This window comes from Syntrophomonas palmitatica JCM 14374, assembly GCF_001311885.1.
GTDB lineage: Bacteria > Bacillota > Syntrophomonadia > Syntrophomonadales > Syntrophomonadaceae > Syntrophomonas_A > Syntrophomonas_A palmitatica.
Genome location: NZ_BBCE01000003.1, coordinates 138,354 through 160,630 on the forward strand (window position 1 = coordinate 138,354; position 22,277 = coordinate 160,630).

At 43.9% G+C, this 22,277-nt stretch carries 21 protein-coding genes, 1 tRNA gene and 1 pseudogene; 21 read left to right on the forward strand and 2 right to left on the reverse strand.

The window, feature by feature from the left end:
- Positions 1–51: 51 nt before the first annotated feature.
- The 12 genes and pseudogenes from JCM14374_RS14355 to JCM14374_RS02920 all read left to right on the forward strand — a co-directional run bounded on the left by JCM14374_RS14355 (position 52) and on the right by JCM14374_RS02920 (position 7,925).
- Positions 52–600, forward strand: coding sequence for a 5'-3' exonuclease (locus JCM14374_RS14355; RefSeq protein ID WP_242848791.1), 549 nt, complete (start codon positions 52–54; stop codon positions 598–600).
- Positions 600–1,262: pseudogene (locus JCM14374_RS15910) on the forward strand (5'-3' exonuclease H3TH domain-containing protein); the annotation flags it as partial. The gene JCM14374_RS14355 and the pseudogene JCM14374_RS15910, both read left to right, overlap by 1 nt.
- Positions 1,263–1,435: 173 nt before the next feature.
- A complete protein-coding gene (gene polA / locus JCM14374_RS14365) occupies positions 1,436–2,683 on the forward strand; it encodes a DNA polymerase I (RefSeq protein WP_242848792.1) in 1,248 nt (415 codons plus the stop codon).
- Entirely contained in the window at positions 2,680–2,835 is a 156-nt protein-coding gene (locus JCM14374_RS13720) for a hypothetical protein (protein WP_172674132.1), read from the forward strand. The genes polA and JCM14374_RS13720 overlap by 4 nt, the downstream gene beginning before the upstream one ends.
- Positions 2,836–3,642, forward strand: coding sequence for a bifunctional DNA-formamidopyrimidine glycosylase/DNA-(apurinic or apyrimidinic site) lyase (gene mutM, locus JCM14374_RS02890; protein ID WP_054693245.1), 807 nt, complete (start codon positions 2,836–2,838; stop codon positions 3,640–3,642).
- A 125-nt stretch (positions 3,643–3,767) separates the two neighbouring features.
- Positions 3,768–4,262: an MntP/YtaF family protein gene (locus JCM14374_RS02895; RefSeq protein WP_054693248.1), complete on the forward strand. Its 495-nt coding sequence runs from the start codon at positions 3,768–3,770 to the stop codon at positions 4,260–4,262.
- Positions 4,263–4,270: 8 nt separating this feature from the next.
- Positions 4,271–4,402, forward strand: coding sequence for a hypothetical protein (locus JCM14374_RS15110; protein WP_278279221.1), 132 nt, complete (start codon positions 4,271–4,273; stop codon positions 4,400–4,402).
- 23 nt (positions 4,403–4,425) lie between these two features.
- Positions 4,426–5,040 carry a dephospho-CoA kinase gene (gene coaE, locus JCM14374_RS02900; RefSeq protein ID WP_054693251.1) on the forward strand — a complete coding sequence of 205 codons (615 nt, stop codon included), beginning with the start codon at positions 4,426–4,428 and terminating at the stop codon, positions 5,038–5,040.
- Between the two features lie 31 nt (positions 5,041–5,071).
- Complete coding sequence (locus JCM14374_RS02905; protein WP_242848793.1) at positions 5,072–5,638, forward strand: lytic transglycosylase domain-containing protein; 567 nt, start codon at positions 5,072–5,074, stop codon at positions 5,636–5,638.
- 236 nt (positions 5,639–5,874) lie between these two features.
- Positions 5,875–7,389, forward strand: coding sequence for an ABC transporter substrate-binding protein (locus JCM14374_RS02910; protein ID WP_054693257.1), 1,515 nt, complete (start codon positions 5,875–5,877; stop codon positions 7,387–7,389).
- A 172-nt stretch (positions 7,390–7,561) separates the two neighbouring features.
- Complete coding sequence (locus tag JCM14374_RS02915; protein ID WP_054693258.1) at positions 7,562–7,741, forward strand: hypothetical protein; 180 nt, start codon at positions 7,562–7,564, stop codon at positions 7,739–7,741.
- Positions 7,742–7,840: 99 nt separating this feature from the next.
- A tRNA-Leu gene (locus JCM14374_RS02920) sits at positions 7,841–7,925 on the forward strand.
- A 291-nt stretch (positions 7,926–8,216) separates the two neighbouring features.
- Here the strand turns inward: JCM14374_RS02920 and JCM14374_RS02925 are convergent.
- Both JCM14374_RS02925 and JCM14374_RS02930 read right to left on the reverse strand, forming a co-directional pair.
- Positions 8,217–8,591 (reverse strand): type II toxin-antitoxin system VapC family toxin, encoded by a 375-nt coding sequence (locus JCM14374_RS02925; protein WP_207641568.1) that lies wholly within the window; start codon positions 8,589–8,591, stop codon positions 8,217–8,219.
- A gap of 7 nt (positions 8,592–8,598) precedes the next feature.
- Positions 8,599–8,835 (reverse strand): hypothetical protein, encoded by a 237-nt coding sequence (locus tag JCM14374_RS02930; RefSeq protein ID WP_054693261.1) that lies wholly within the window; start codon positions 8,833–8,835, stop codon positions 8,599–8,601.
- A gap of 408 nt (positions 8,836–9,243) precedes the next feature.
- Here JCM14374_RS02930 and JCM14374_RS02935 point away from each other — a divergent pair, with 408 nt between their 5' ends.
- The 9 genes from JCM14374_RS02935 (at position 9,244) to JCM14374_RS14370 (ending at position 22,243) form a co-directional block, all read left to right on the forward strand.
- On the forward strand, positions 9,244–10,164 hold the full coding sequence (locus JCM14374_RS02935) for a DUF4007 family protein (RefSeq protein WP_054693263.1): 921 nt from the start codon (positions 9,244–9,246) through the stop codon (positions 10,162–10,164).
- A gap of 3 nt (positions 10,165–10,167) precedes the next feature.
- Entirely contained in the window at positions 10,168–11,892 is a 1,725-nt protein-coding gene (locus tag JCM14374_RS13950) for a hypothetical protein (protein ID WP_207641569.1), read from the forward strand.
- Entirely contained in the window at positions 11,829–13,559 is a 1,731-nt protein-coding gene (locus JCM14374_RS13955) for a hypothetical protein (RefSeq protein WP_207641570.1), read from the forward strand. Before JCM14374_RS13950 ends, JCM14374_RS13955 begins: the two co-directional genes overlap by 64 nt.
- A gap of 72 nt (positions 13,560–13,631) precedes the next feature.
- Positions 13,632–14,363: a phosphoadenosine phosphosulfate reductase domain-containing protein gene (locus JCM14374_RS02945; protein WP_242848794.1), complete on the forward strand. Its 732-nt coding sequence runs from the start codon at positions 13,632–13,634 to the stop codon at positions 14,361–14,363.
- 319 nt (positions 14,364–14,682) lie between these two features.
- Positions 14,683–17,283 carry a protein kinase domain-containing protein gene (locus JCM14374_RS02950; protein ID WP_172674133.1) on the forward strand — a complete coding sequence of 867 codons (2,601 nt, stop codon included), beginning with the start codon at positions 14,683–14,685 and terminating at the stop codon, positions 17,281–17,283.
- A gap of 53 nt (positions 17,284–17,336) precedes the next feature.
- Positions 17,337–18,863 carry a hypothetical protein gene (locus tag JCM14374_RS02955; RefSeq protein WP_054693270.1) on the forward strand — a complete coding sequence of 509 codons (1,527 nt, stop codon included), beginning with the start codon at positions 17,337–17,339 and terminating at the stop codon, positions 18,861–18,863.
- Positions 18,860–19,045 carry a hypothetical protein gene (locus JCM14374_RS13960; protein WP_207641571.1) on the forward strand — a complete coding sequence of 62 codons (186 nt, stop codon included), beginning with the start codon at positions 18,860–18,862 and terminating at the stop codon, positions 19,043–19,045. Before JCM14374_RS02955 ends, JCM14374_RS13960 begins: the two co-directional genes overlap by 4 nt.
- Before the next feature lie 56 nt (positions 19,046–19,101).
- Entirely contained in the window at positions 19,102–20,454 is a 1,353-nt protein-coding gene (locus JCM14374_RS02960) for a hypothetical protein (protein ID WP_207641572.1), read from the forward strand.
- The gene (locus JCM14374_RS14370; protein ID WP_242848795.1) at positions 20,411–22,243 is read left to right on the forward strand and encodes a hypothetical protein; all 1,833 of its coding nucleotides are present in this window, start codon (positions 20,411–20,413) and stop codon (positions 22,241–22,243) included. The genes JCM14374_RS02960 and JCM14374_RS14370 overlap by 44 nt, the downstream gene beginning before the upstream one ends.
- The last annotated feature ends 34 nt before the right edge of the window (positions 22,244–22,277 follow it).

A 22,277-nucleotide genomic window follows, 5' to 3' on the forward strand; every position in this document is an offset into this window, starting at 1 on the left:
CCCTTTGTTATAATAGTTGCAGAACATTTATGTGAGAACGGTGGTGCGGTATTGGATTCGCAGAAACTGATGTTAATTGACGGCAACAGCCTTTTATACCGGGCTTTCTATGCCCTGCCCCTTTTAAAGAACAGCCAGGGCTTGTACACCAATGGAGTATATGGTTTTTTAACTATGTTCAACCGGGTGGTGGCGGAACAAAAGCCCAGTCACATTGTAGTGGCCTTCGATATGAGCAAACAGACTTTCCGCAACGATGTTTATGACGCCTATAAAGCCAACCGCTCTGCCCCGCCCGATGAATTGCAGGGTCAGTTCGCTGTGCTGCGGGAGGTTTTGTCGGCACTGGGCATAGTATACGTGGAACAGGCCGGATATGAAGCCGATGATATTATCGGTACCTTGAGCCGCCGGGCTGAAGAAGCAGAGATTCCTACGGTAATCGTAACCGGGGATGGAGACAGCCTGCAGCTCGTTTCTCCGCAGGTAAATGTGCTTATGACCCGCAAGGCATCAGCGACATCGAGTTATACGATCCAGAGCAGGTCAAAAAGAAATGGGAGGTTGAACCGGACAAACTTATTGAGATTAAGGGCTTGATGGGGGACGCTTCCGATAATATACCCGGAGTTCCCGGGGTAGGTCCTAAAACCGCGGTGAAGCTCATCAAGGAATACGAAAGCCTGGAAAACCTGTACGAGCACCTGCATGAAGTCAAAGGGGCCAAACTGGTCGAAAACCTTAAAAAAAACCGGGAGCTGGCTTTCACCAGCCGTTCATTGGCCACAATTGTCCGCGATGTGGATCTGGATTATGAACTCGATGATTTCCGGGTAAAAGAAATGGATAGAAACGAAATAACGGAACTCTACCGCAGGCTGGAGTTTAACAGCCTCCTGGCAGCTTTGACAAAGGATGATAAACCTCACGCTCAAAGTACTGAGAAAATCCCTGATTTGTTCCTAATTAACAGTCCTGATGCGGCGAGAGCCTTTTTGGCCTCTATAAATCCCGGACAGAAAATCTCCCTGCATATTCATACTGACTATCATCATCCTATGTGGTGCCAATTGCTGGGGATATATCTGGCCATCGATGATAAGGTGCATCTCCTGGAAATGGGTCCGGATAAACAGGACCGGCTGTACTGGATAAAAGAACTGCTGGAGAACCCGCTGGTTCCTAAATATCTTCACAACGCCAAGTTTGCGGAAGTCCTCTTGCTCAGGTTCGGAGTGAAATTAGAAGGGGTAGCCGGGGATACCCTGCTGGCGGCTTATGTGGATGATCCCGCTTTTGAAGGGGAAGCTGTCAGCTCGGCCTTTTTGAAATACATGAATCTGGCTGTCAGCGAGATAATCATGATGTCATCACCGCCAGGCTGTTGGATCTATACGAAAATATCGCAGCCAGGCTCGGACCTGAGCAGGCAAGTTTGCTCTCAGAGGTGGAAATGCCCCTGTCACGGGTCCTGGCGGCTATGGAATTCGAGGGCATTAAAATCGAACCGTCTACTCTGGCAGTCATCGGCCGGGAACTGGAGACCGGCATTATACGCGACCAGAACCGCATTTATGAACTGGCCGGGACTGATTTTAATATTAATTCACCCCGGCAGCTGGGCCAGGTTCTTTTCGAAGAATTAGGCCTGCGGGTGGTTAAGAAAACAAAAACCGGTTACGCTACAGGCGCAGAAATCCTGGAGGAACTATATGATGAACATGAAATCATACCATATATTCTGGATTACCGCCAGTTAAGCAAGCTAAAATCCACTTATGTTGACGCCCTGCAGGGGATGGTGCATGCAGAGAGCGGGAGGGTGCATACAATATTCAAACAGGCCCAGACGGCTACCGGCAGGTTGTCCAGTGTCGAGCCCAACCTGCAGAATATTCCCATACGCATGGAAGAAGGCCGCAGGATACGCAAGGCCTTTGTAGCTCGCGAAGGGTGCTATATATTGTCAGCGGATTATTCCCAGATAGACCTGCGTTCCCTGGCCCACATCAGTGGTGACGAAACCCTGATTGACACCTTCCTGCGCGGAGTGGATATTCATACCCGCACTGCCGCGGAGATTTTCGGTGTACCTATGGAAAAGGTCGATGAAGAACTGCGCCGCCGGGCCAAAGCGGTAAACTTTGGCATAATCTATGGCATCAGCGATTTTGGGCTTTCGCGCGATACCGGAGTCAGCCGCCAGGAAGCGCGATACTATATCGATAATTACCTGGACAGCTATCCCGGAGTGAGGCGCTATATGGAAGAAATAGTTGATTTCGGCAGGAAAAACGGCTATGTGGAAACCATTTTAAAACGCCGCCGCTACCTGCCTGATTTAAACGCTAAAAATAAAACTGTCCAGGCTTTTGCCCGGCGTATGGCTTTAAATACCCCTATACAGGGAACCTCGGCCGATATTATAAAACTGGCTATGATAAAAACTTACCAGGAATTAATCCGCCGGGGGTTGAAGTCCAGGATATTGCTGCAGGTTCATGATGATCTGGTCCTGGAAGTCCCTGAAAAAGAATTACCTGAAGTGGCCGGGCTGGTTAAAAACTGCATGGAATCGGCCTATACGCTGAAAGTTCCTCTGATTGCTTCAATAAAAACCGGCCGCGATTGGTATGAGCTGCGGGAATACAGAAATCTTATTCAGGGGGGATTAGATATATGAAGAGTAATTGTGATAATTGCAAAATGCGCTTGGCAGCCGAACAGAATCCTAAAAGCATAACAGCTAAAATATGGCGCTGGCATACCCGCTGGTGTCCGGGCTGGAAAGCGTATCAAAAAGAACTGGGCAAAGGCGGGAACGGAGGTAAGTAGGTGCCTGAACTTCCAGAAGTAGAGACCATAGTTCGCGGACTGCAAGACAACTGTGGGGTGAGGGTAAAAAATATAGAAATACTGCGCAAGGATATTATCCGCCGGTATGATTTTGCTGTGAATCTGCTGGAGGGCCAACGTGTTAAACAAATACAGCGGCGCGGCAAGTACATGGTCTTTGCTTTTGCGCGCCGACATCATCTCATCGTGCATCTGGGTATGAGCGGGCGTTTGTATTCCCTGCCTGAAACGGCAAAAGCCAATGAAAAACACGTCCATATGATAATGCACCTTGATAAACATAAAAAAATAGTATATCAGGATGCGCGCCGTTTTGGCGGGATATGGCTGGTCCATGACCTGGATGATTTCTTTTGCCGCATGGGGGTCGAACCCCTGGGAAAAGATTTTACTCCTGAGTACCTCGCACAAACCCTTGCCGGACGCCGGACGGCTATTAAGAATTTACTTCTGAACCAGCGGCTTATCTGCGGAATCGGCAATATCTATGCTGATGAAGCCTTATTTAAAGCAGGGATAAGGCCGCAGCGCCCCGCTTCATCTTTAGCGCCGCCGGAAATAGAAAGTCTTTGGCAGGCTATCCGTCAGGTGCTAAATGAAGGCATAGCGGCGCGGGGTACCACTTTCCGTGATTACCGGGATGAAAACAACCAGGCCGGTACCTTTCAGCATCACCTGGCCGTGTACGGGAAGAAGGGCAGTGCTTGTATATGCTGCGGTTCGCCCATAATCGTTGATACCATAGGGGGACGCAGCAGCCATTATTGCGAAACATGCCAGAAATAACAGAAGTCTAAGCATCTGCTTATGAATGTAAATATTTGCTAATATCTCTGACTAGCCGGGTAACCATTTAACACTTCTGTCCATATAGTAGCTATAAAGTGTTTAGCGGGATGGGAGTGTTAAGCTTGGAGTACCTGGCCATTTTATTCTTTGCCCTGGCGGTAAGCAATGATGGTTTTGTAGCCGGTATGTCTTACGGTGTCAATAAGATAAAGGTACCTTTGCTGCCACTTTTGATAATTTCGGCGGCTTCAGGTCTGGCGGTATCAGTATCCATGTTATTAGGCAAAGGAATGGCGGTTTTAATTCCTCCGGAATCAGCCGCACGAGTTGGAGCTATGTTTATCATAGCCGTAGCCCTGTATTTTTTAATGCAGGCTTGCCGGTTCAGGCTGGAAGCGCTGGCTGTGGACGAGGAAGAGCCTATTCTGGCTTTTAATATCAAACCTATGGGTGTGATCGTACAGATATTGAAAGAGCCTTCCAAAGCGGATATGGATAGTTCGGGGGAAATCAACCTGAAGGAAGCATTTTTTCTGGGCCTGGCCCTGGCCATGGATGCCCTGGGGGCTGGAATAGGCGTCGCATGGCAGGTTTTAATATTTTATTTACTGCACTGACCGTTGCTGTGTTAAAATTTATTCTAATCAACGGCGGAATTATTTTGGGAAAAGCCGTAAAAGGGGAAGCGCTGAAAGCAGTTTTTATGTGGATTCCCGGTATAATTCTCCTGGCCATCGGTATAATTGAGATTGGTTAGGAATATGACAGGTGGGTGAACTTATGTATATCATAGGGTTAACCGGCGGAATTGCCAGCGGCAAGAGCACGATTACCATAGCCTTAAGGGAACTGGGAGCAGAAATCATCAATGCCGATGAAATATCCCACCGTATTATCGAACCCGATCAGCCCGCCTGGCAGGATATCGCAGCCTCTTTCGGAAAAGAGGTGCTGAATGAAGATCTCAGCATAAACCGGGCGGCTCTGGGCGCTATCGTTTTCAGCGACCCGGCTCGTCTGCAGGAGCTTAATCATATTACGCACCCCAGAGTAATGGAACGTTTGCGATTTGAACTGGACGCCATACGTCAAAAAAATCCCGATGCCATTGTGGTTATGGAAATACCGCTGCTTTATGAAACCCATATGGACAGGCTTTGCAATGAAGTATGGGTGGTATGGGTGGACCGTGAGACCCAGATTAAACGTTTAATGAACCGTGATCAAATAAATTACGAGGACGCAGTCAAACGCATTGATTCGCAGATGCCTCTGGATGAAAAAGCTGCCCGCGCTGACCGTGTAATTGACAATATGCTCAGCGTAGAGGAAACAAAAGTTTTAGCCACCAGATATTACATAGAAATAAAGCAGCGAGATTCAAGTATTAATTAGAATAAGCATCTCCTGACTGGAGGTATTGATGTTGCCCAACAGAAAAACCAGATTCCCCAGGATTCTATGGATCAGCATACTCATATTTCTTATAGTTCTGATTACCTTTCCCCGCTGGATTGGATTTTTCTATCCCCAGCCGCACCGGGATCTGGTCTTAAGCGCGGCCTATGAGAATAATATCGATCCTTACCTGGTGTTTGCAGTCATCAGGGCTGAAAGCAAGTACCAGACCGGTGCTCAGTCTTCGGCCGGGGCGCGGGGTTTGATGCAGATTATGCCCGATACCGCAAAATGGATAGCGGAACAGCAAGGGATTGAGGACATTACTCCGGAAAAACTGCATGAACCGGAAACCAATATCCGTTTAGGCTGCTGGTATCTGGCCAGCCTGAACAAGGAATTTGAAGGTCGCATGCCTTTGGTAATCGCCGCTTATAACGCGGGTAGGGGCAAAACCAGGGAATGGGTGATAGAGCAGAAATGGGACGGTGACCCGGAGAAAATCGATAATATTCCCTATGAAGAAACCAGGCTGTATGTAAAGAATGTGCTGGCCAATTATCGCGCCTACCGTGCCATTTACGCCAGCCGTTAACAGTAAAATAGCCACCGTTGTACTGAGACTGATACCTTTCTTTTTGTCATAACCTGTTTTGCCATTTCATATAATGTCCCCGGATAAATCTATCCGAGAGGGGGACATACCGTTGTATAATCCACGCCGCAAAATCATGCTCATCTATCTGATTATTTTAGGCTGTTTAATAGGAGGTATAATCTACTATCAAAGAATGGCCGCTTACACAGCCAGTCTCGCTACCCGCCCTTTTAATGCCGCTGGTAGGTAAAATCGAGTCCCTGGAACCCTATATGTTAGGGGAACATGAAGAACGCTTGCTGGGGGCTGCGATTTATGAAGGACTGGTTTGTTATGATGAAGAAAAACGAGAAATGAAGCCGCTCCTGGCAAAAAGCTGGGATTATTCTCAAGATGGACGCATTCTGACCATTAAACTTAAAAGAGATATCAAATTTCATAACGGCAAAAAACTCACGGCTGCTTATGTTAAATCCGCCTGGGAACACAGCCTGTCATCGTGTAAAGATTGGACCAATACCGGTCTGTTTCTGTCTATTGCCGGAACGAGGGAGCGGCTCGAAGGCCAGAGTCCCGAGATTTATGGCATTAGGGTCATAAACGATCATACCTTAAAAATAGGTTTTCAGCATCCTAATACCAGTTTCATCTATACCCTGGCCAACCCTATGTTTTGGGTGTATGACTGCCAGACCGATCCTGTAAACCTTTCAGGCACTGGTCCCTTTATATTGAAAAACAATCAGAATAACCGACAGTTTACTTTGCTGCGCAATGAAGAATATCATCGCGGCAAACCTCCCCTGAGCGCAATTAAGTTTGAAATCTATGAAGACATGACCAGGGCGGCAGAAGATTTTAAGGCCGGAAAACTTGATTATTTGGATCAGGCGCCCATGGAGGAAATAAAAGAACTGCGCCAGAGTAAAGGAACCGACTGCAAACTGATTCAAAAACCAGTGCTTGAAACATACAGCTTAGGATTTAACCTGAATCGGCAGCCGTTTTTAAACAATTATTTGCTGCGCCGGGCTTTAAACTACGCTATAGATCGCAAAACCATTGCCGAGAAGGTTTTAGGGGAAAACGGCATTCCCCTAAACAGGGTCCTGCTTCCCGGTATAAACGGTTATGATCGCCATGTGCGCGGTTACAGCTTCAGCCCGGAAAAGGCCAGGCAGCTGATGGATGAGGCTGGTTATCCGGATGGCAAAGGGCTGCCCCCCTTGGTTATCGGTTATGACCAGGATGAAGGTCACCAGGCGGTACTGGAAATGCTGGCAGAACAATTAGAGCAAATCGGTGTTCGCGTACAGCTTCAGCCCATGGATTGGGATTACTACAAAAAAGAAATCGGAAAAATGGAGATGAGCTGTTTCAGGGTAGGATGGCAGGCCGATTACCCGGAAGCCGATGCTTTCCTGTACAGCCTCTACCACAGTTCCCGTTTGGGGATCAGCAACTATTACGCCTATAACAACCCGCAGCTGGACAAAATTTTGGACCAAAGCCGCTGCGAACCGGCAGACAGCGAGAAAAGAGCCGCTTTGTTAAAACGTGCTGAAAAGATAATTATAGATGATGCTCCGTGTTTGTGGCTGTTTCAGAAGAAGGCTGCAAAGCTGACAGGCCCCGGGGTGGAATGCCTGGAGATAGATAAGCTGGAACTAATTGATTGGTCTAAAGTAGAACTGCATAATCCATCTTTGGATGAAAACCATGAGGGAAAATCACTACCTCAAGTATAACCAGGTTATTAGCACCAGACCGAAAATTGGAATAACAGACCATAATAATCAGGACTAAAGTCTGGTTCCAATTATTTTGCCAATTTATTACGATAAATATAACAGAAAGATTATATGCAATCATAAACTAGGATTAGGAGTGAGGTTTTAATTATCGGGAGGGGGTCATGGTATGAAGAAGATGCTGAAGGTGTTATTGGTGTCACTTTTGCTCTTTGTATTAATGTTCTCCTTAATAGGCTGCAAGGGCAATAAAACCAAGATGGATTTTAGTAAATCCCAGTCGACCAACAGCACTGTAACGCAAGATGATGAAGATATGGATATGAGATATCATCGTTTAAATAAATAGCAGATTATAGCCCTAATTTCAGTCTAACAAACCAGTTAGGATGCGTTGACAGCCTGCAGACAGCTATTGTATAATTACACAGCTAGGATATGTAGCTGTGTCGGAGTGGTGGAATGGGCAGACACGTACGTTTGAGGGGCGTATCCGTAACTGGGTGCGGGTTCAAGTCCCGCCTCCGACACCAAGATTAGACGTACCAAATTGGTACTTCAGTATAATATCAAATTTTTCAGAGAGAATAGCCGCTTTCATTAGCGGCTATTATTTTTTTACAGTCGTCTGAGTTATCTCTATCGAACTCCTGCTGGTCCTTTCAGAATTGAATTACCTCGCGTTTAGTGATGGACTCAAACAGTGATAGTCTTTGATTTGGTTTTTGCAGCAAAGCTTCTTTTTGTTGGCCTAGTTCATTAACCATATATAGGGGTTCAGAAAAAGAAATAACCCCTCAAAAAGAGGGGTTATTTATCGCTGGTTATTGCCATCTTTCGGTAATTATTTCGTCCAAATAGCCCATATGTTCATCTCGGGAAACCAATATTAAATTATGTTTTTTAGCAATTGCTGCAATCCAAATATCATTTTCAGGAATAGGTTTTCCTTTTCCTAAAAGTTGGGCTTTAATCACACCATATTCAAGGGCCACGTCAGTATCGCATGGTAAAACCGGTAATGCTTTTACTAGCTCATTAAGCCTCTCAATGTTCTGCTTCTGTTTGCGTGATTTATATGCCCCGTAATATAATTCCCCAACAACGATACTTGATATAAAAACTTCAGATGCTGAACTTATCTTTTCTATTATCTGCTGTTCACCATTAAGCAAATGAATAATAATATTGGTGTCCAAAAGGTATCTACCATTCTGAGATGTCAATTGTTCCACAATCCTTGTCTATAATATTTAATAACTCGGTAGCCTCTTCTTGGGTAATAATACCGGCAAACCTTAATAATTCTTTACCATTTACCCCTTTGGGAGATAACGAATTTATAAATCCAAGCACCTTCTTTTGCATATCTAGCGGGAGTTGGTTTAACCTATTCATTATTTGATCTTGCACAATGCTATTCTCAGTTTTGGCGGTTGGCATAATAATCACCTCAATATAATTATATCAGCAGCCGTTTATGCAATTCAATAAACCAGATTGCCTTCTGTGAACAACCCTGGGCAATTTTCGGACAAGAGATTATAAAACCCTGTTTTTCTGGGTCTGCTGGAGGAAAAAATAACGCCAATAACGCCAGCAGGAACGGGGTGGGACGAGTGTCCGTGAAAAAACAAGTGATACTTAGTTAGGTAATTTTTTAGTAAAATAATTTGTAGTATTTGGCAGGAAAAAGGGGATGGTTGAAGAAAGGAAACAGAGAGATATTTTAGAAGTTTATAGAATATAAGAAAATCATGTTAAGTAAATTTACAAGTGACAGATATATGTCAATTGTCTGATTTGTTATATTAATTAGGTAAAATATTTCGAAAGGAACGAAGCTAAATCATGCTAACCGAAACGCAGAATCTCGAAGACTATATTGAGCACAGCAGTATAGGTCGTCATGAGACCTTTACACCTCGGTACGGATGGCTTAAAAAGGGATATGATGCTACATTGTTGGATGGAAATGTTTTTAAAGCCCCTGACGCCATAGAAAAGTTAGGGGTAGGAAAAAACATGGTCCGGTCTATCCGTTTTTGGTGTCAAGCTTTTAAAATTATTCAAGCTGACCGGACCGGATTCGTAAGTGTTACCGAATTTGGACGATGTCTGTTAGATAGGGAGGGTTGGGACCCCTATCTCGAAGATATTGCATCTTTATGGCTTCTACATTGGCAGCTGTTCATTCCTAAGTTAGAGGCAGTAAATTGGTGTTTTGCGTTTAACCGTAATCATCTCTTTTCTTTTGATAGTAAGAATCTCGCCAAGACACTTATTAATGCATCAAAAAAGTATCCCCACTTAGCCAATCTGGCCGAAGGAACCTTTGAAAAAGATGCTTCGTGCATTCTACGCATGTATGCTGACAGCTCTAATGATACGGAATCGGAAATCGACTGTCCGTTTACTCAGTTAGAGATTATTCGCCGGGCCGAAGAGAAGAACCAGTTTTGTTTCGATAATAGTGAAAAAACTAGTCTTCCGCCATTGATATATGCCGCTGCCTGTTTTTCATACATAGCTAATTATGCTGGTTCAAAACAAAAGGCGATATCGCTAAATCGCTTAACTTTTGATTTCAATTCTCCCGGGGTAGCATTTAAGTTGTCCGAGACCGCCAGCGGGGAAAACCTGCGACTGGCGGCAGAAATTGTGACCGGGTTTTCACTGGTTGAACAAACGGGTGGTATACAAATTCATTTAGAAAAGGAACCAATGGAGTTATTTTGGCAAGCATTAGCTACATATTATAAGGAGCAATAATCGATGAATAGAATTAGCGAATATGTAAAGCCGGATATGGAAGCTGCCCGCTCGATAAACCTGGAGAGAGATGCCGGGTCAATAAATATAATCAACGATTACCAGATTACCGACAAGACCAGGGAAGCCCTAAGCCGTTTCGGGGATGCTCTGCTGGGGGAAAAAATTTCCGCCTGGTCGCTGACTGGACCATACGGAATGGGTAAGTCATCGTTTATCAATTACCTGCTTGCTCTAACGGCAAACCCGAAGACCATTCTGGCTATTAATGCTCGGCAAAAGCTACAGGAAGCCGATCAAAGGCTTTTTGATAAATTAATAGAGGGTATTAACAATGTGGATGGTCAAGGATTTCTTCAGATACCGGTTACTGCCTCATACGAACCAGTCAATAACTCGGTGTTGAGAGCCATAAAAAATGCTCTGAATTTAGCTGATATCCCCAAAAAGGAAAAGCTGCAATCCCGAGTGAACAAGATTAAGGGAAATAAAGGTATTGATTCGCAATTCTTATTAGACATAATCAAAGAAATCATGACATTAATCAAGAAGCCGGTAATTATCGTAATCGATGAGTTTGGAAAGAATCTGGACTTCATGTCTCATCATCCGCATAAGGGAGATATATTCCTACTACAGCAATTAGCCGAAATAGATTCAGTTTATCTTTGGGTATGTTTACATCAGGCCTTTGATGAATATGCTGCCGGGCTTTCCACTGCGCAGCGGCAAGAATGGCGTAAAATCCAGGGACGTTTTGAAGACATATCCTTTGTTGAATCAACCGGGCAAATGTTAGAAATGATAACCCGGTCTTTGAAACAATCAGCAGAGCCATATTTCCAACAAAACCTATCCTGCTGGGCTGAAGAAGCTTATGATTCTATCCGCAATTCAAAACTGTCTCATAAGGAATACTTCACCTTGGAAAAGATTAAGGATATATATCCCTTACACCCAGTCACGGCTATTGCCCTGATCGAGCTTTGCCGGCGATTTGCCCAAAATGATCGGACATTGCTATCCTTTCTCTGCAGTGGTGATTGGGGAGCACTTCCGGCTTTTTTGGATAGAGAAATACTTTCGGACAGTTATATGCCTGTTGTAGGGTTGGACTATTTGTACGACTACTTCTTCAGCATAAGTGCTAACGCACCTAGTTACCAGGCCGAGTCCCAAAGATGGTTGGAGATTCACCACATTATATCAGAGGCTGGGAATGTACTTGAGTCAAAAACAGCACTGCTGAAAAGCATTGGTGTGCTAAACCTGCTATCGGGAGTTATAGGCATATCTGCCGATTATGAAACCATTTATTCTATAATGAGATACTCCAAAGGCTATGATACCAATGCGGTAAAAAAGTGGTTGGATGACCTGATCAAATCAAAAGTTCTATTTTACCGTGAATTTGCTCGAGAACTACGCCTATGGGAAGGTTCCGATTTCGATGTTTATGGCACCATCCGGACACAAAAGGCCAAAATGGCTATTAACTCGCTGGATAAATTACTCCAGGAATATCTTCCGCTTAGTCCATTTATTGCTTCACGTCACGCCTTTGAGACTGGAACTGTTCGCCGTTTTGAGCGTCGTTGGTTGAGTGCCGAGTCAATTAATGATAATCTGATACCCGCTCCAGGATTTGATGGGCTGTTTGTTCATTGCTTCGGAACTTCGCATCAACCGGATTATATACACCTATATGTGCCGATGGGCGTCCGCTAATTGTTGCCTATGTTTCGTCACAAACCACGCTGGTTGAGTTAGCCTTGGAAGTAGCTGCTTCGCGATACGTTTTTGAGACTAGTCCAGAACTGGAACATGATAGAGTAGCCCGCAAAGAAGTTAGCTTTAGGGTGAATATATCGGAACAACAATTCCGCAACTACTTGAGCCAACTCTACTCACCATTATCAGAGGACATCCTCTGGTATTCAAATGGACAACCCGTCAGGATTAGCAGTTCTAAAAAATTGTCGGAAGAAATCTCTAGGCTCTGCGATCAGTGCTATCATAGATGCCCGCGCCTAGGTAATGAGATGGTCAACTATGATAAATTGTCCAGCGCGGCTGCCCGTGCGAGGCGAGAATTAGTGGAAGCTATGGCAACCAAAGAAGAGCAAGAATCTTTAGGCCTAACCGGGTTTGGACCGGAAGTGGCAGCTTACCGTTCTATTCTCTTGGCTGATGGCTTACATATCAAAGATCAGGATGGCTGGCGGTTAAACCTCTCCTATGAAAACAATAGACTTGCTGCGCTGTGGAACCAGATCGATGAGTGTATAACTAATACTGGGGAAAAAGGGGTTAGTGTAGCTGCTATACTGAATATTCTGCAACAGCCGCCATTCGGATTGCGCCAAGGTCCAGCCCCTATCTATATTTGTCTATATATATTGGTTAATGCTGATGATATAGCAGTCTTCCGTGAGGGTAGTTACATTCCTTATCTAACCGAAGGATCTATAGCTTTGCTGCTTAAACGTCCGGATTTATTTACACTTAAACATTTCATCTCTACTGGAATCGAGCAGAAGGTTTTTAATATCTACCGCAAGCTAATCAATATTGCAAATCTAGAAGGTAACGTGAAACTCCGCAATGCTACTATGCTAGGCGTAGTAGGACCGCTAGTCAAGTACATAGAAGCTCTTCCGCCATATAGCCGCAATACCAGGGAAATATCTCTAGAGGCGCAAAGAATTAGGGCTGCCATAATGAATTCGAGCGAACCTCTGCAGTTACTATTTGAAGACATACCGTTGGCCGTAGGAATAGATCTGAATGAAAAGCAAAAGGAAGCCAATTGGCAGGAAGAACTACAGATAAGATTGCGTAAAGCCCTGAATGAGTTAGACCAGGCATATCCCAAGCTTAACCTACGGGTTCAGCAAGCATTGCTAGAGATCTTCAACCATTTTGATATAGAGCAACTCAAAGAAATACAGGTTAAGCGGATCAGTCCGCTGGTAGAGGTGTGTAGCGACAGTGAACTGAAACCAATTCTGCAGTCTATGATTCGGCCGGCCGCCAATCCGTCCGAGTGGGTTAAGGGCATTGCTGGGATAGTGGTGAAAAAACCGGTAGATTCTTGGAATGACAAAGATTTTATACCCTTTGTGGCTAAATTACGGGACTATGCTGACCGTATTGAGCAATTAGAGGCTCTCAGTGCACTTGGATCGGATTCAGCTAACGATAATATAGTCTTGAGTATTATGGGTTCCAACGGAAAACTCAAGAGAGAGGTTCTTAGTCGTTCTCATAAAAAAGACGTGTTAGTGGACGCCAAAATAAAAGAGATCCTGGCATTGCCCAAAGACGAGGCGCGCCAGATAATGTTGGCATTGATTAGTAGCTTGCTGGAAGAGGGGGCCGAGGACCATGAATAATGATGCCAAAAAAAAGGAACGTCACATTTTAGCCTTATCCGGCGGTAAGGACAGCGCGGCTTTAGCAGTTATATGCGCGACAAATACCCCGACCTGGAGTTGGAATATGTATTTACTGACAGTGGTTGCGAACTGCCAGAGACCTATGAGTTTTTAGACCGCATTAGGGCTGTATTAAATATTTCTATTACTGTAATTAAATCAGAACGAGACTGGGAATCATACTGGTCTGTATGGAAAACAAAATCAACTCACCAGGGGCATTATACTTACCTTCCCTCGCCAAAACAAAGATGGTGTACTGAAGTTCTAAAATTAATACCGTATGAAAATTGGTTACAGACCAACTATCCAGATTACACTATTCATAGCTATGTAGGACTTAGAGCAGATGAAAAGAGGGATCGTTCTGGGTTTACTTCTATCAAAGGTAATGTAATACAGCATCACCCCTTCATTGAAAACGGTTTGGTATTCCAGGATATTAAAAACCTGTTGCTAGATTCAGGTTTAGGATTTCCTAAATATTATAAATGGCGAAAGAGATCTGGATGCTACTTTTGTTTCTATCAAACTAAAAGAGAGTGGTTAGGATTGTATGATAACCATCCTGATTTATATCAAAAAGCAATGAGCTACGAAACGATAATTCCAGAAAAAGGAATTAAATATACATGGAACGAGGATATTAGCCTACAGGAATTACTTGTATTACGTGAAGCAATTTTGAAAGAACCGTTGGTAGAGGACAACAGTGGAAAGACACCTGACAAATTATCGGCGATATTAGCATATATTATATGATTATCGCCATATTAAAGGGGTGGATTTGTTGGAATTACAGGATTTTTTAGAAAAACTTAAAAAGATTAATACTATATCAGGGTCAAAACCACATAAGTTTATATTATTGCTTGCAGTAATACAAATGATAGAGACAGGACAAATACATAATAATCAAATTTATTATGATGAAAATTTAAAAGCGGTATTTACAGATTATTTTAAAAAGCTTGCCCGGGATAATGATAGAAATAGACCATACAATCCATTTTTTCATTTGAGGACTTCTGGGTTTTGGTTTCTTTGTCCTAAACCAGATAAACAAGAACATCTTAAAACTATGGTTTCTATTGGTGGACCTCAAGAACTCCTGGATAATGTTGAATATGCATTTCTTGAAGATTCAGTCTACCAAATGCTATTAAATCCCGATCTATCAGGAATTATTAAAGATACTCTTTATAAACTTTGTTTAGGAGAAATATATTGGAATGATGAAATACAAGAAAATATAGAATCGTATAAAGCACAAACATTAAACAAGTCTCTTTTTCAACATGAAGAAAATGCAATTCAGATTATAAGGAATAGCTCAAAAGCTTATGGACAGCTATTAAATAACATTTATCTTTATGAGGAACAAACAAATAGTTATTTTGAATATGACATTATTCTAATAGGGCATTCAAGGTTATATGTTATAGAACTCAAGCATTGGTCGGGGAGAATACAGGTAGCCCCACATAATTGGTTAATACGTGATGCCCATTTTAGAGCTGATCCCCATAAGAATAATGGATTTAAATGCAAGATACTCAAGGGTATTTATCAGCATCACTTCAGAACCTACCCCAACATTTGGGTTGAATCAATAGTGGTTTTGACCAATCCAGAGGTAGAGGTGGAGGGGGCTGATTCTCCGGCGAGCGCTGTCAAAGAAGCCAAGCATAACCTTACCTTCTCATCGATTGGGGATCTTCTAACCTATGTGAAAAAACGAGCTGCAGCAGATAAACCTCTGCTTAATAATGAACAGATTCAGCATATCGCAGATTATTTACAGGGCCTCAATCAACCCAGGCCAAGTAATAAATATGCCATACCAGGTTATGAAACAGTACAATACCTATTACAACGCCCGGAAGGCATTGAACTTTTAGCCAGGCCTATTGGACCAGTAGCTAGAGGCTTGAACCGCTTCAGGGTCTTTCGCATTCCTGATTACTTAACCGGCCAAGAGCGGGAGAGATATAAACGGAGAGCCTTTAATACGATTAACGCAGTATCCCAATTAAACGAGCATCCCAACATACTTAAGGTATGGCTGGTGCCGAACAATTACGGGGATATTATTGAAGGTTCGGATTGGTCGGAAACTGGTACATTACGAGATTATATCCACACTCATAAAGGGACGTTGGATATCAATGAGATCAATGCCATATGCTACGGAATAACGCAAGGCCTAAACGCCGCCCACCAGAATAATATCATTCACCGAGCGGTCTGCCCCGAAAACATCCTGCTGTTAAATGGTGTTCCCAAGCTGATGAATTTTGATTTGGCTTATCAAATGGAAGATAATCATCTTACTGTTATCACGGATATTGAAGCCTTGACCGATGACGGTTATATGGCTCCGGAGGTACTGCAGGGACATGATATCGATGAATCCACTGATTTTTTTGCGCTGGGGGTAATAGCTTATGAACTGATAACTGGCTCCCGGCCATTTCAGAAGGTCAGGCAGTTTGTAACCACAGGTGGCAGGCTAGGCGAATCGGAATTATTGAGATTGAGAGAAAAAGGTACTCCATCAGAGACCATCGAGCTTATTGAAGCGCTAATTCAAGCTGACCGCCGCCATCGGATTAGCGATGTGAACAGGATTTTGACAGCATTTTCGGCAGATCAAATCAGTATTGACCAGCCAGTTGCAATGATACAAAATGCTCGACTGAAAGTTGGCGAAACTTATGATATGTATGAAATTATAGAATTCATCGGCGAGGGCAGAGAAGCACAGATTTACAAAGCCCGCAATGGACGATCAGAAATAGTCGCACTGAAATTATTCAACCGAGAAATTGAACGTGAACGTATTTTTCGTGAAGGGGATTATACCGCAGCAGTTAAATCGGCTTATGTGGTCGGCTGCAACAACAACATTGGGCATTGGAAAGAGGATAGATATTTTCTGGTAATGGATTACATTGAAGGGGAATCCATGCGAGAATTAATAAACAGACAAATAAGTCCCCAGGTAGAAGAATTCCGTAATGTTGCCCTGTGTTTGCTGCAGGGTGTACAGGCCTTCCACAATCATGTCGGCGAAAATGGCGAGATAAAAACCATCCTGCATTGCGATATCAAACCAGATAACATTATTATCACTAAAGACGGCAAAGCCGTTTTGATTGACTGCGGAATAGCCGGACCGCCGCGAGTAGATATTTTTCAAGGTACACTGGCCTATATTCCCCCTGATAATTTGAGTGGGGCCGATATGCAGTTTTCCGCAGATGGGGATTTATTTGCACTGGGCATAAGCCTCTGGGAATGGTTTTGCGGAAAGCGTCCCTACGAGCAACCGGCGCCAGGAGAACAGCCTTTCTTCAGCCCGGACTGCCTGGCGAGAATGCCGGAAAACTTGAGAGATTGCCTTTTGAAAGCAATTTCTACTGAGCGAGAGCATCGTTATCTTAAGGTCGAAGATATGATAGCAGACTTTACAGGGATAAAGGAGGAAGAAAAGCCGAAGAGCGTATGGGCACTTCCCCCCAACGAAGTAGCTCCCTTTGCAGATAAGGGGGTTATCAGCACTGGCGACATGAATCCTTTTGTACATTATCTCAATTCTTTATCTAATGCTTCGGCCGGTAATGAAAATGCCATGCAGAAGCCCAAATCAGTAACATATTCTTTGCGAACATTCGGGTAGAACACCCGGCTTTACACTTTATTTACCGGCAATTATTTGAAAAAAAGAAACATGTGATTCTCACAGGTAATGCGGGTGATGGCAAAACCACGATTGCAGCTGAGGTATACCGAAACCATTTTGGTCAATATAGACCGTTAATGCCCCGAGAAGAACATGCTGGACTAGTAATAATTAAGGACCTGAGTGAAGTGCCGGAGGAAGAGAGAAAAGATATCTTCCGCGAGGCGGTCCAGCATCCGGAAAAATCCTATCTAATAGTATCCAATACCGGCACCTTGCTGGAGAATTTAAGTAAGGCTCAGCTAGAGGGGAGCAACATAGATAAAAGCCAGCTGCTTACCGCCCTGGAGGCAGATCATCCGCTACTGGTAGGAGATGACAAGTTCCTCATCGTGAATGTTGGCCGGATCAATTGCATAACCGCTGCGCTGTCGGTTTTTAAAAGAATGTTGGAAGCTGATAACTGGCAATCATGCAGGACATGCTCCCGTTCTCAGGATTGTCCGATACGGGTTAATGTAGGCCTAATACAGGAGAACAGGGAATTGATTGTAGAACGTATCGGTTTGGTATACCGGCGGCTGTATGAGTACGGAAACCGCCTGACCATGCGGCAGATGACTGGTCATTTGGCTTACATAATTACGGCTGGATTGTATTGTGAAGATGTTATGGGGATGTCCAAACTCGCCTTAGAACAGCAATATTCCCATTATCTGTTTTTTAATCGCTTTTTCGGCGATGATGGCAAGGTTGAAATACCAGAAGCCATGCAGTTACAACCTGTACGCAAGATTCGCCAGGCGGAACTGGGGATATACCTGGATCCCTTCATAGAAAGAACCATTTGGAAGATACAACCCGAGGAACTGCGACTTTTGACGGGGGCGACCGAGTTAGTTCGCCATATTCGCGAGAATACCGAGAACAGCCGGAATGAAGAGAGAATACAAATAAGACGCCTGCTCTATTTCTTGCTATCATCCGAGGAAAACGGCGCTCAGACATACCTGGCATGTTTTCTCCGCTCTCCCATGCTGTTAACCTATCTGCGGCATGTAGAGGAAAACCAGCCTTTTACCAGGTTGCAGGAAGAAAGGCATCTGCAACTTCTTATACAGGTATTACAAGAGTGTTTTGCCGGAGTAAGGCTGCCAGAGGATGAATACCGTCCGCGAGATTTATATATTACATTAAGACCGCCTGGTTACAGCACTACCCAGATGATCCTGGGCAAGATCCATGTTGAAGATTTTTCGCTGAGCAGGAAAAACATCTATGATACCGGGGAAATAACCCACCGAGTACTTACCCTGTGTTACAAAAACGGTCAGGCCGAATTGGAACTGGATCTTCCATTCCTGGATTATGTGGCTCGAAGATATCAGGGTGAAGTTGCCGAGGAATTGTCGGTATTCTACATAGACCGTTTGCAGAGATTTAAGGTAATGCTTTTAGAGAATTTTAGGAACACATCCCGAGAAGGACAGTTCGAGCTTTTAAGCATGGCTGGAAGCCGAAGCTTTGAGAATATTAGCATCAAGATAGATGGTGAGCGCCTGGAGGTGATAATGTGACATTGCCCAACCCATTTCCTGATATTGATACTTCCGATGATTTTAATCCTGCTATCCGGTTATTCGGCAACCGTTTAATCTCTGAACAGACAATTCTCGAATACACTTCAGAGTTTTGGCAGTTGTGTTTAGCCAAAAAGATATTGCGGGAGAAAAGACAGACGGACCGCTGCCCCCGATAGATAAATTGATGCTTTGGCCGTCTAAGCAGAAGTTAAGGTATAAGCCCCCCATCAAGTTGGGCCTCAAATTATTTTCTTTTTTCGGAATATCCCGAGTTGATGGCAAACATGAAGTACATGAGCAGCACTATCGACATCTAATTAGCAAATTGAACAATGCTATAATCTTCAATCGCGGGAAAAGCGACCAGGTTTTAGCCTATTTAGATGATTTTCTGCGGGGTTTTCAAGGAGCCGGGTTTAATAGAGCCTGGTGTGCACAGACTTTTTATCCGATTTCACCCAGCTTGCTGACACAGGAAACTATTTGGAACGAGACAATTGCATTTAAAGATCATCCTAATACCTGGGAAGAGATGTTGGATAGGTTTAAAAAATATTTTAGTGTTTCTAAACATCGTTTCATGGCCCGGGGGGGAGAGGTTCTATATCTCCAATTATGTAATATTTTCCGCATGGACAAGGCAACTCAACAGGAATGGGCGGATAAATTTGAGCTTAAGGGTGACGAGAGAGATCTGGAAGAGTTGTATAAGCAGATTACAAGAGCTTTCCAATCATTTAAAAATAGCTATATCTCGCCCTTGGATCATTTGGTCGATTTCCTGGAAACATTGGATAGGCGAACTCATGAGAAAACCAATAATGAAAACTATTGGTTGGAGGCGGGATGGTGTCCGGAGGAATCCTGGCCGGAAGGTTATCTCTGTGCAATAGAATTGAAGCGTTTATTTAGTGCGACTCTCGATCCCATAGAGCGGTTGGATCTGCTTATTACCGGCTGCGCTATGCAGGTCTTGCGGACGATATGTGCCCAGAGTATTCGCTATGGTGGCAGCGTCAGAATCAGTGAGACGCCTCTTGGCTATGAGTGGATACTGTGTACGCCTGGATCACCGATGCAACAGCGGCAAACCGCACAACGCAGTTTGGAGTATATTCAGGGGGTTATACAAAAGGCGCTCTGGCAAGACGACCTGCAGGCTAATGCCGAGAATAATCCCCGAAAAACCAAGCAAGCTCTCTACAAGGAGGCTGATACTAAATACGGGTTCAAGCTCCTGTTATCACTGGGTAAGAAACTGGGCATAATAGTTCCCTACACCGGCCCTGGGGCCCATTTTGTCATGACCGATAAGTTGATGCGTTATCTGGTTATAGCTCTTTTGCAGCCTGGCGAGAGGGTAACCTATCAGGATTTTTTACACCGCATGTACCTGCACTATGGACTGGCCATAGAAGGGGTTGAACTGGCCAATGCTATGCGGTGGAGTGAACTGCCGCCCAATAACGCTATGCAGGAAATTAAGGGATCGGGGTTTACAGGAATGCTGCGGGCAGGCGGATTTCTAACCGAATTATCCGATGCCTGGTCAGTGGTCAGAAATCCCTTTGGCGACAGTCAATGATAATGGCAGGGAGATAGAGATTATGCAGTATTTGGCACAGACTATAGCAAAATATATCTTCAACGAGTGTAATAAACCGGGTACTTACAGGTTTATCCTACCCTCATATCCGTCTTGTGTACTGGTGGATGTTGGCAATACTCTGGAAAAGTCTTTTGGCAGTGTGATTGACCAGCGGATTAAATTTATATACGGTATTGCTTATCGCTTAGGGGAACGCTGGCAGGTTGGAGCAGATCCAAACGAGCAATCCGATTTCAGGTTTATTTGTCAAAAAGGCTGGTATAACCAGGACAACAACTTAACCGTCTTACGCAACGAAATCAAGTCCCCCGAAGTCGATACTCTGGTAGCGGTATTAGCCGGCTATGAAGATATTGATGACCAGGGAGGTCTGGGCGATTTTTTCCATATGGACCAGGCTTCCTTATGGGAGATATGCCTGAAAAAGTCGTTTGAATCGTGGCTAGGTGAATCTCTAAAGGACTGGATCAACCTGGAAGATCATGCTGCTTACATAAAGGCCATGGATGATTTGTTTTGTTCGTTATACAATACGGGTTTGGCTGATTTATTATCAATAAGCCGGTATCTGCAAAACCATAGTTTTTCCGGTGTTAGCAGCGGCAGCGAAGCCTATGGCATAATTCTGGAAGACTTGAAGCCCTTTATGTTACCTAAAATGATCGGTTTAAAAAGTACCCGCAAGGCCTTTTCAGTGTATCAATCAGCGGCTCTGCGATTCTTTAATTACAATTCCTTTTTGAATGTTAGTGAACGAGAAAAAGTTATAGAACGCCTGAACCACTACCAAAAAGATACTCAACATCCGGAACCTTACAGAGAGGAACTAGGTGAATTTGACAGCGTTAACGAATTCATGGATGCCTTGCAAGATTATATCAAAAACCGCTCGGAAGTCTCACGGCAAAAGCTATATTCGGTTGATTTTATTTACCTTTATGAAAAGGTTTTAGGTTACAAACCTAAGAAATATCCGCCTCCTGCGAAGTCTAAAGTTCGCAAAATCAAAGGAGTAGCTCCCGAGGTGTTTTTGCATGCTCTCTGGCTAGCTCTGGGTGATTTGCGTAAAGAGACCAAACAAACCGGAATAATTCTGCTTGAAAGTATTACGAAGATTACTATTCGCAGCATCTTGTTCAAGCACGATTTTGATGCCGGCAAAGATGACGATGAACATGAAATAGCTCGGGAATTCCTTATCCAAGCGTTAGGAGGTATAGACGAATACCTCGGTAATAATGTTCGGATCCCGCGGCAGGATTGCGAAGAAGATAAGAACTGGTTGCCGGTGAACTTTGAATGGCGCCTATCGCCAACAACTAATAATGATTTGAAATGCCAGCAAATTCGAACCGGGGAACCCAATCTCAAGTTTGATATAACAATCAGCTATATGGAGTCTGAGTCATTTAAGCGAGAATTTATATGGTTGTTACCGGAGCATCATCAGACGCGTTTGCTGGTCGACATATTTAACTTGGCGCGGGAGAAATATTTGAGGTGCGGCAATTCGTTGCCGGTCTTTGCCGTTCCCTATTTATCGGAAGTGTTCATGGCGCGGGATGAGGAAGAATGTACCCGATTGCTGCAAAGCGCGTTTCAAAAACAATGTAATATCATTGATCTGTTGAATATTGAAGGGCTTGGCAGCACTGACATCTTGAAAAATGGTCTGCTTAGAATATCACATAATTATCAGGAATTTATAGGCGAAATATGTAGCAGGGCTTCTTTACTGCTTTATACAATAGCGGTATTGCATTAACCCGGGAGGTCAATGAGACATATAAAACTTATAT

Bases quoted from the DNA above. Each gene is read 5' to 3' on its own strand.
- JCM14374_RS14370 (WP_242848795.1), top strand. From the start codon at position 20,411: ATGCCTGGTCAGTGGTCAGAAATCCCTTTGGCGACAGTCAATGATAAT.
- JCM14374_RS02945 (WP_242848794.1), top strand. From the start codon at position 13,632: ATGCGCGACAAATACCCCGACCTGGAGTTGGAATATGTATTTACTGAC.
- JCM14374_RS13720 (WP_172674132.1), top strand. From the start codon at position 2,680: ATGAAGAGTAATTGTGATAATTGCAAAATGCGCTTGGCAGCCGAACAG.
- JCM14374_RS02950 (WP_172674133.1), top strand. From the start codon at position 14,683: ATGGTTTCTATTGGTGGACCTCAAGAACTCCTGGATAATGTTGAATAT.
- JCM14374_RS02910 (WP_054693257.1), top strand. From the start codon at position 5,875: ATGCCGCTGGTAGGTAAAATCGAGTCCCTGGAACCCTATATGTTAGGG.
- JCM14374_RS02930 (WP_054693261.1), bottom strand. From the start codon at position 8,835: ATGCCAACCGCCAAAACTGAGAATAGCATTGTGCAAGATCAAATAATG.
- JCM14374_RS02915 (WP_054693258.1), top strand. From the start codon at position 7,562: ATGAAGAAGATGCTGAAGGTGTTATTGGTGTCACTTTTGCTCTTTGTA.
- JCM14374_RS13950 (WP_207641569.1), top strand. From the start codon at position 10,168: ATGAATAGAATTAGCGAATATGTAAAGCCGGATATGGAAGCTGCCCGC.
- coaE (WP_054693251.1), top strand. From the start codon at position 4,426: ATGTATATCATAGGGTTAACCGGCGGAATTGCCAGCGGCAAGAGCACG.
- JCM14374_RS02935 (WP_054693263.1), top strand. From the start codon at position 9,244: ATGCTAACCGAAACGCAGAATCTCGAAGACTATATTGAGCACAGCAGT.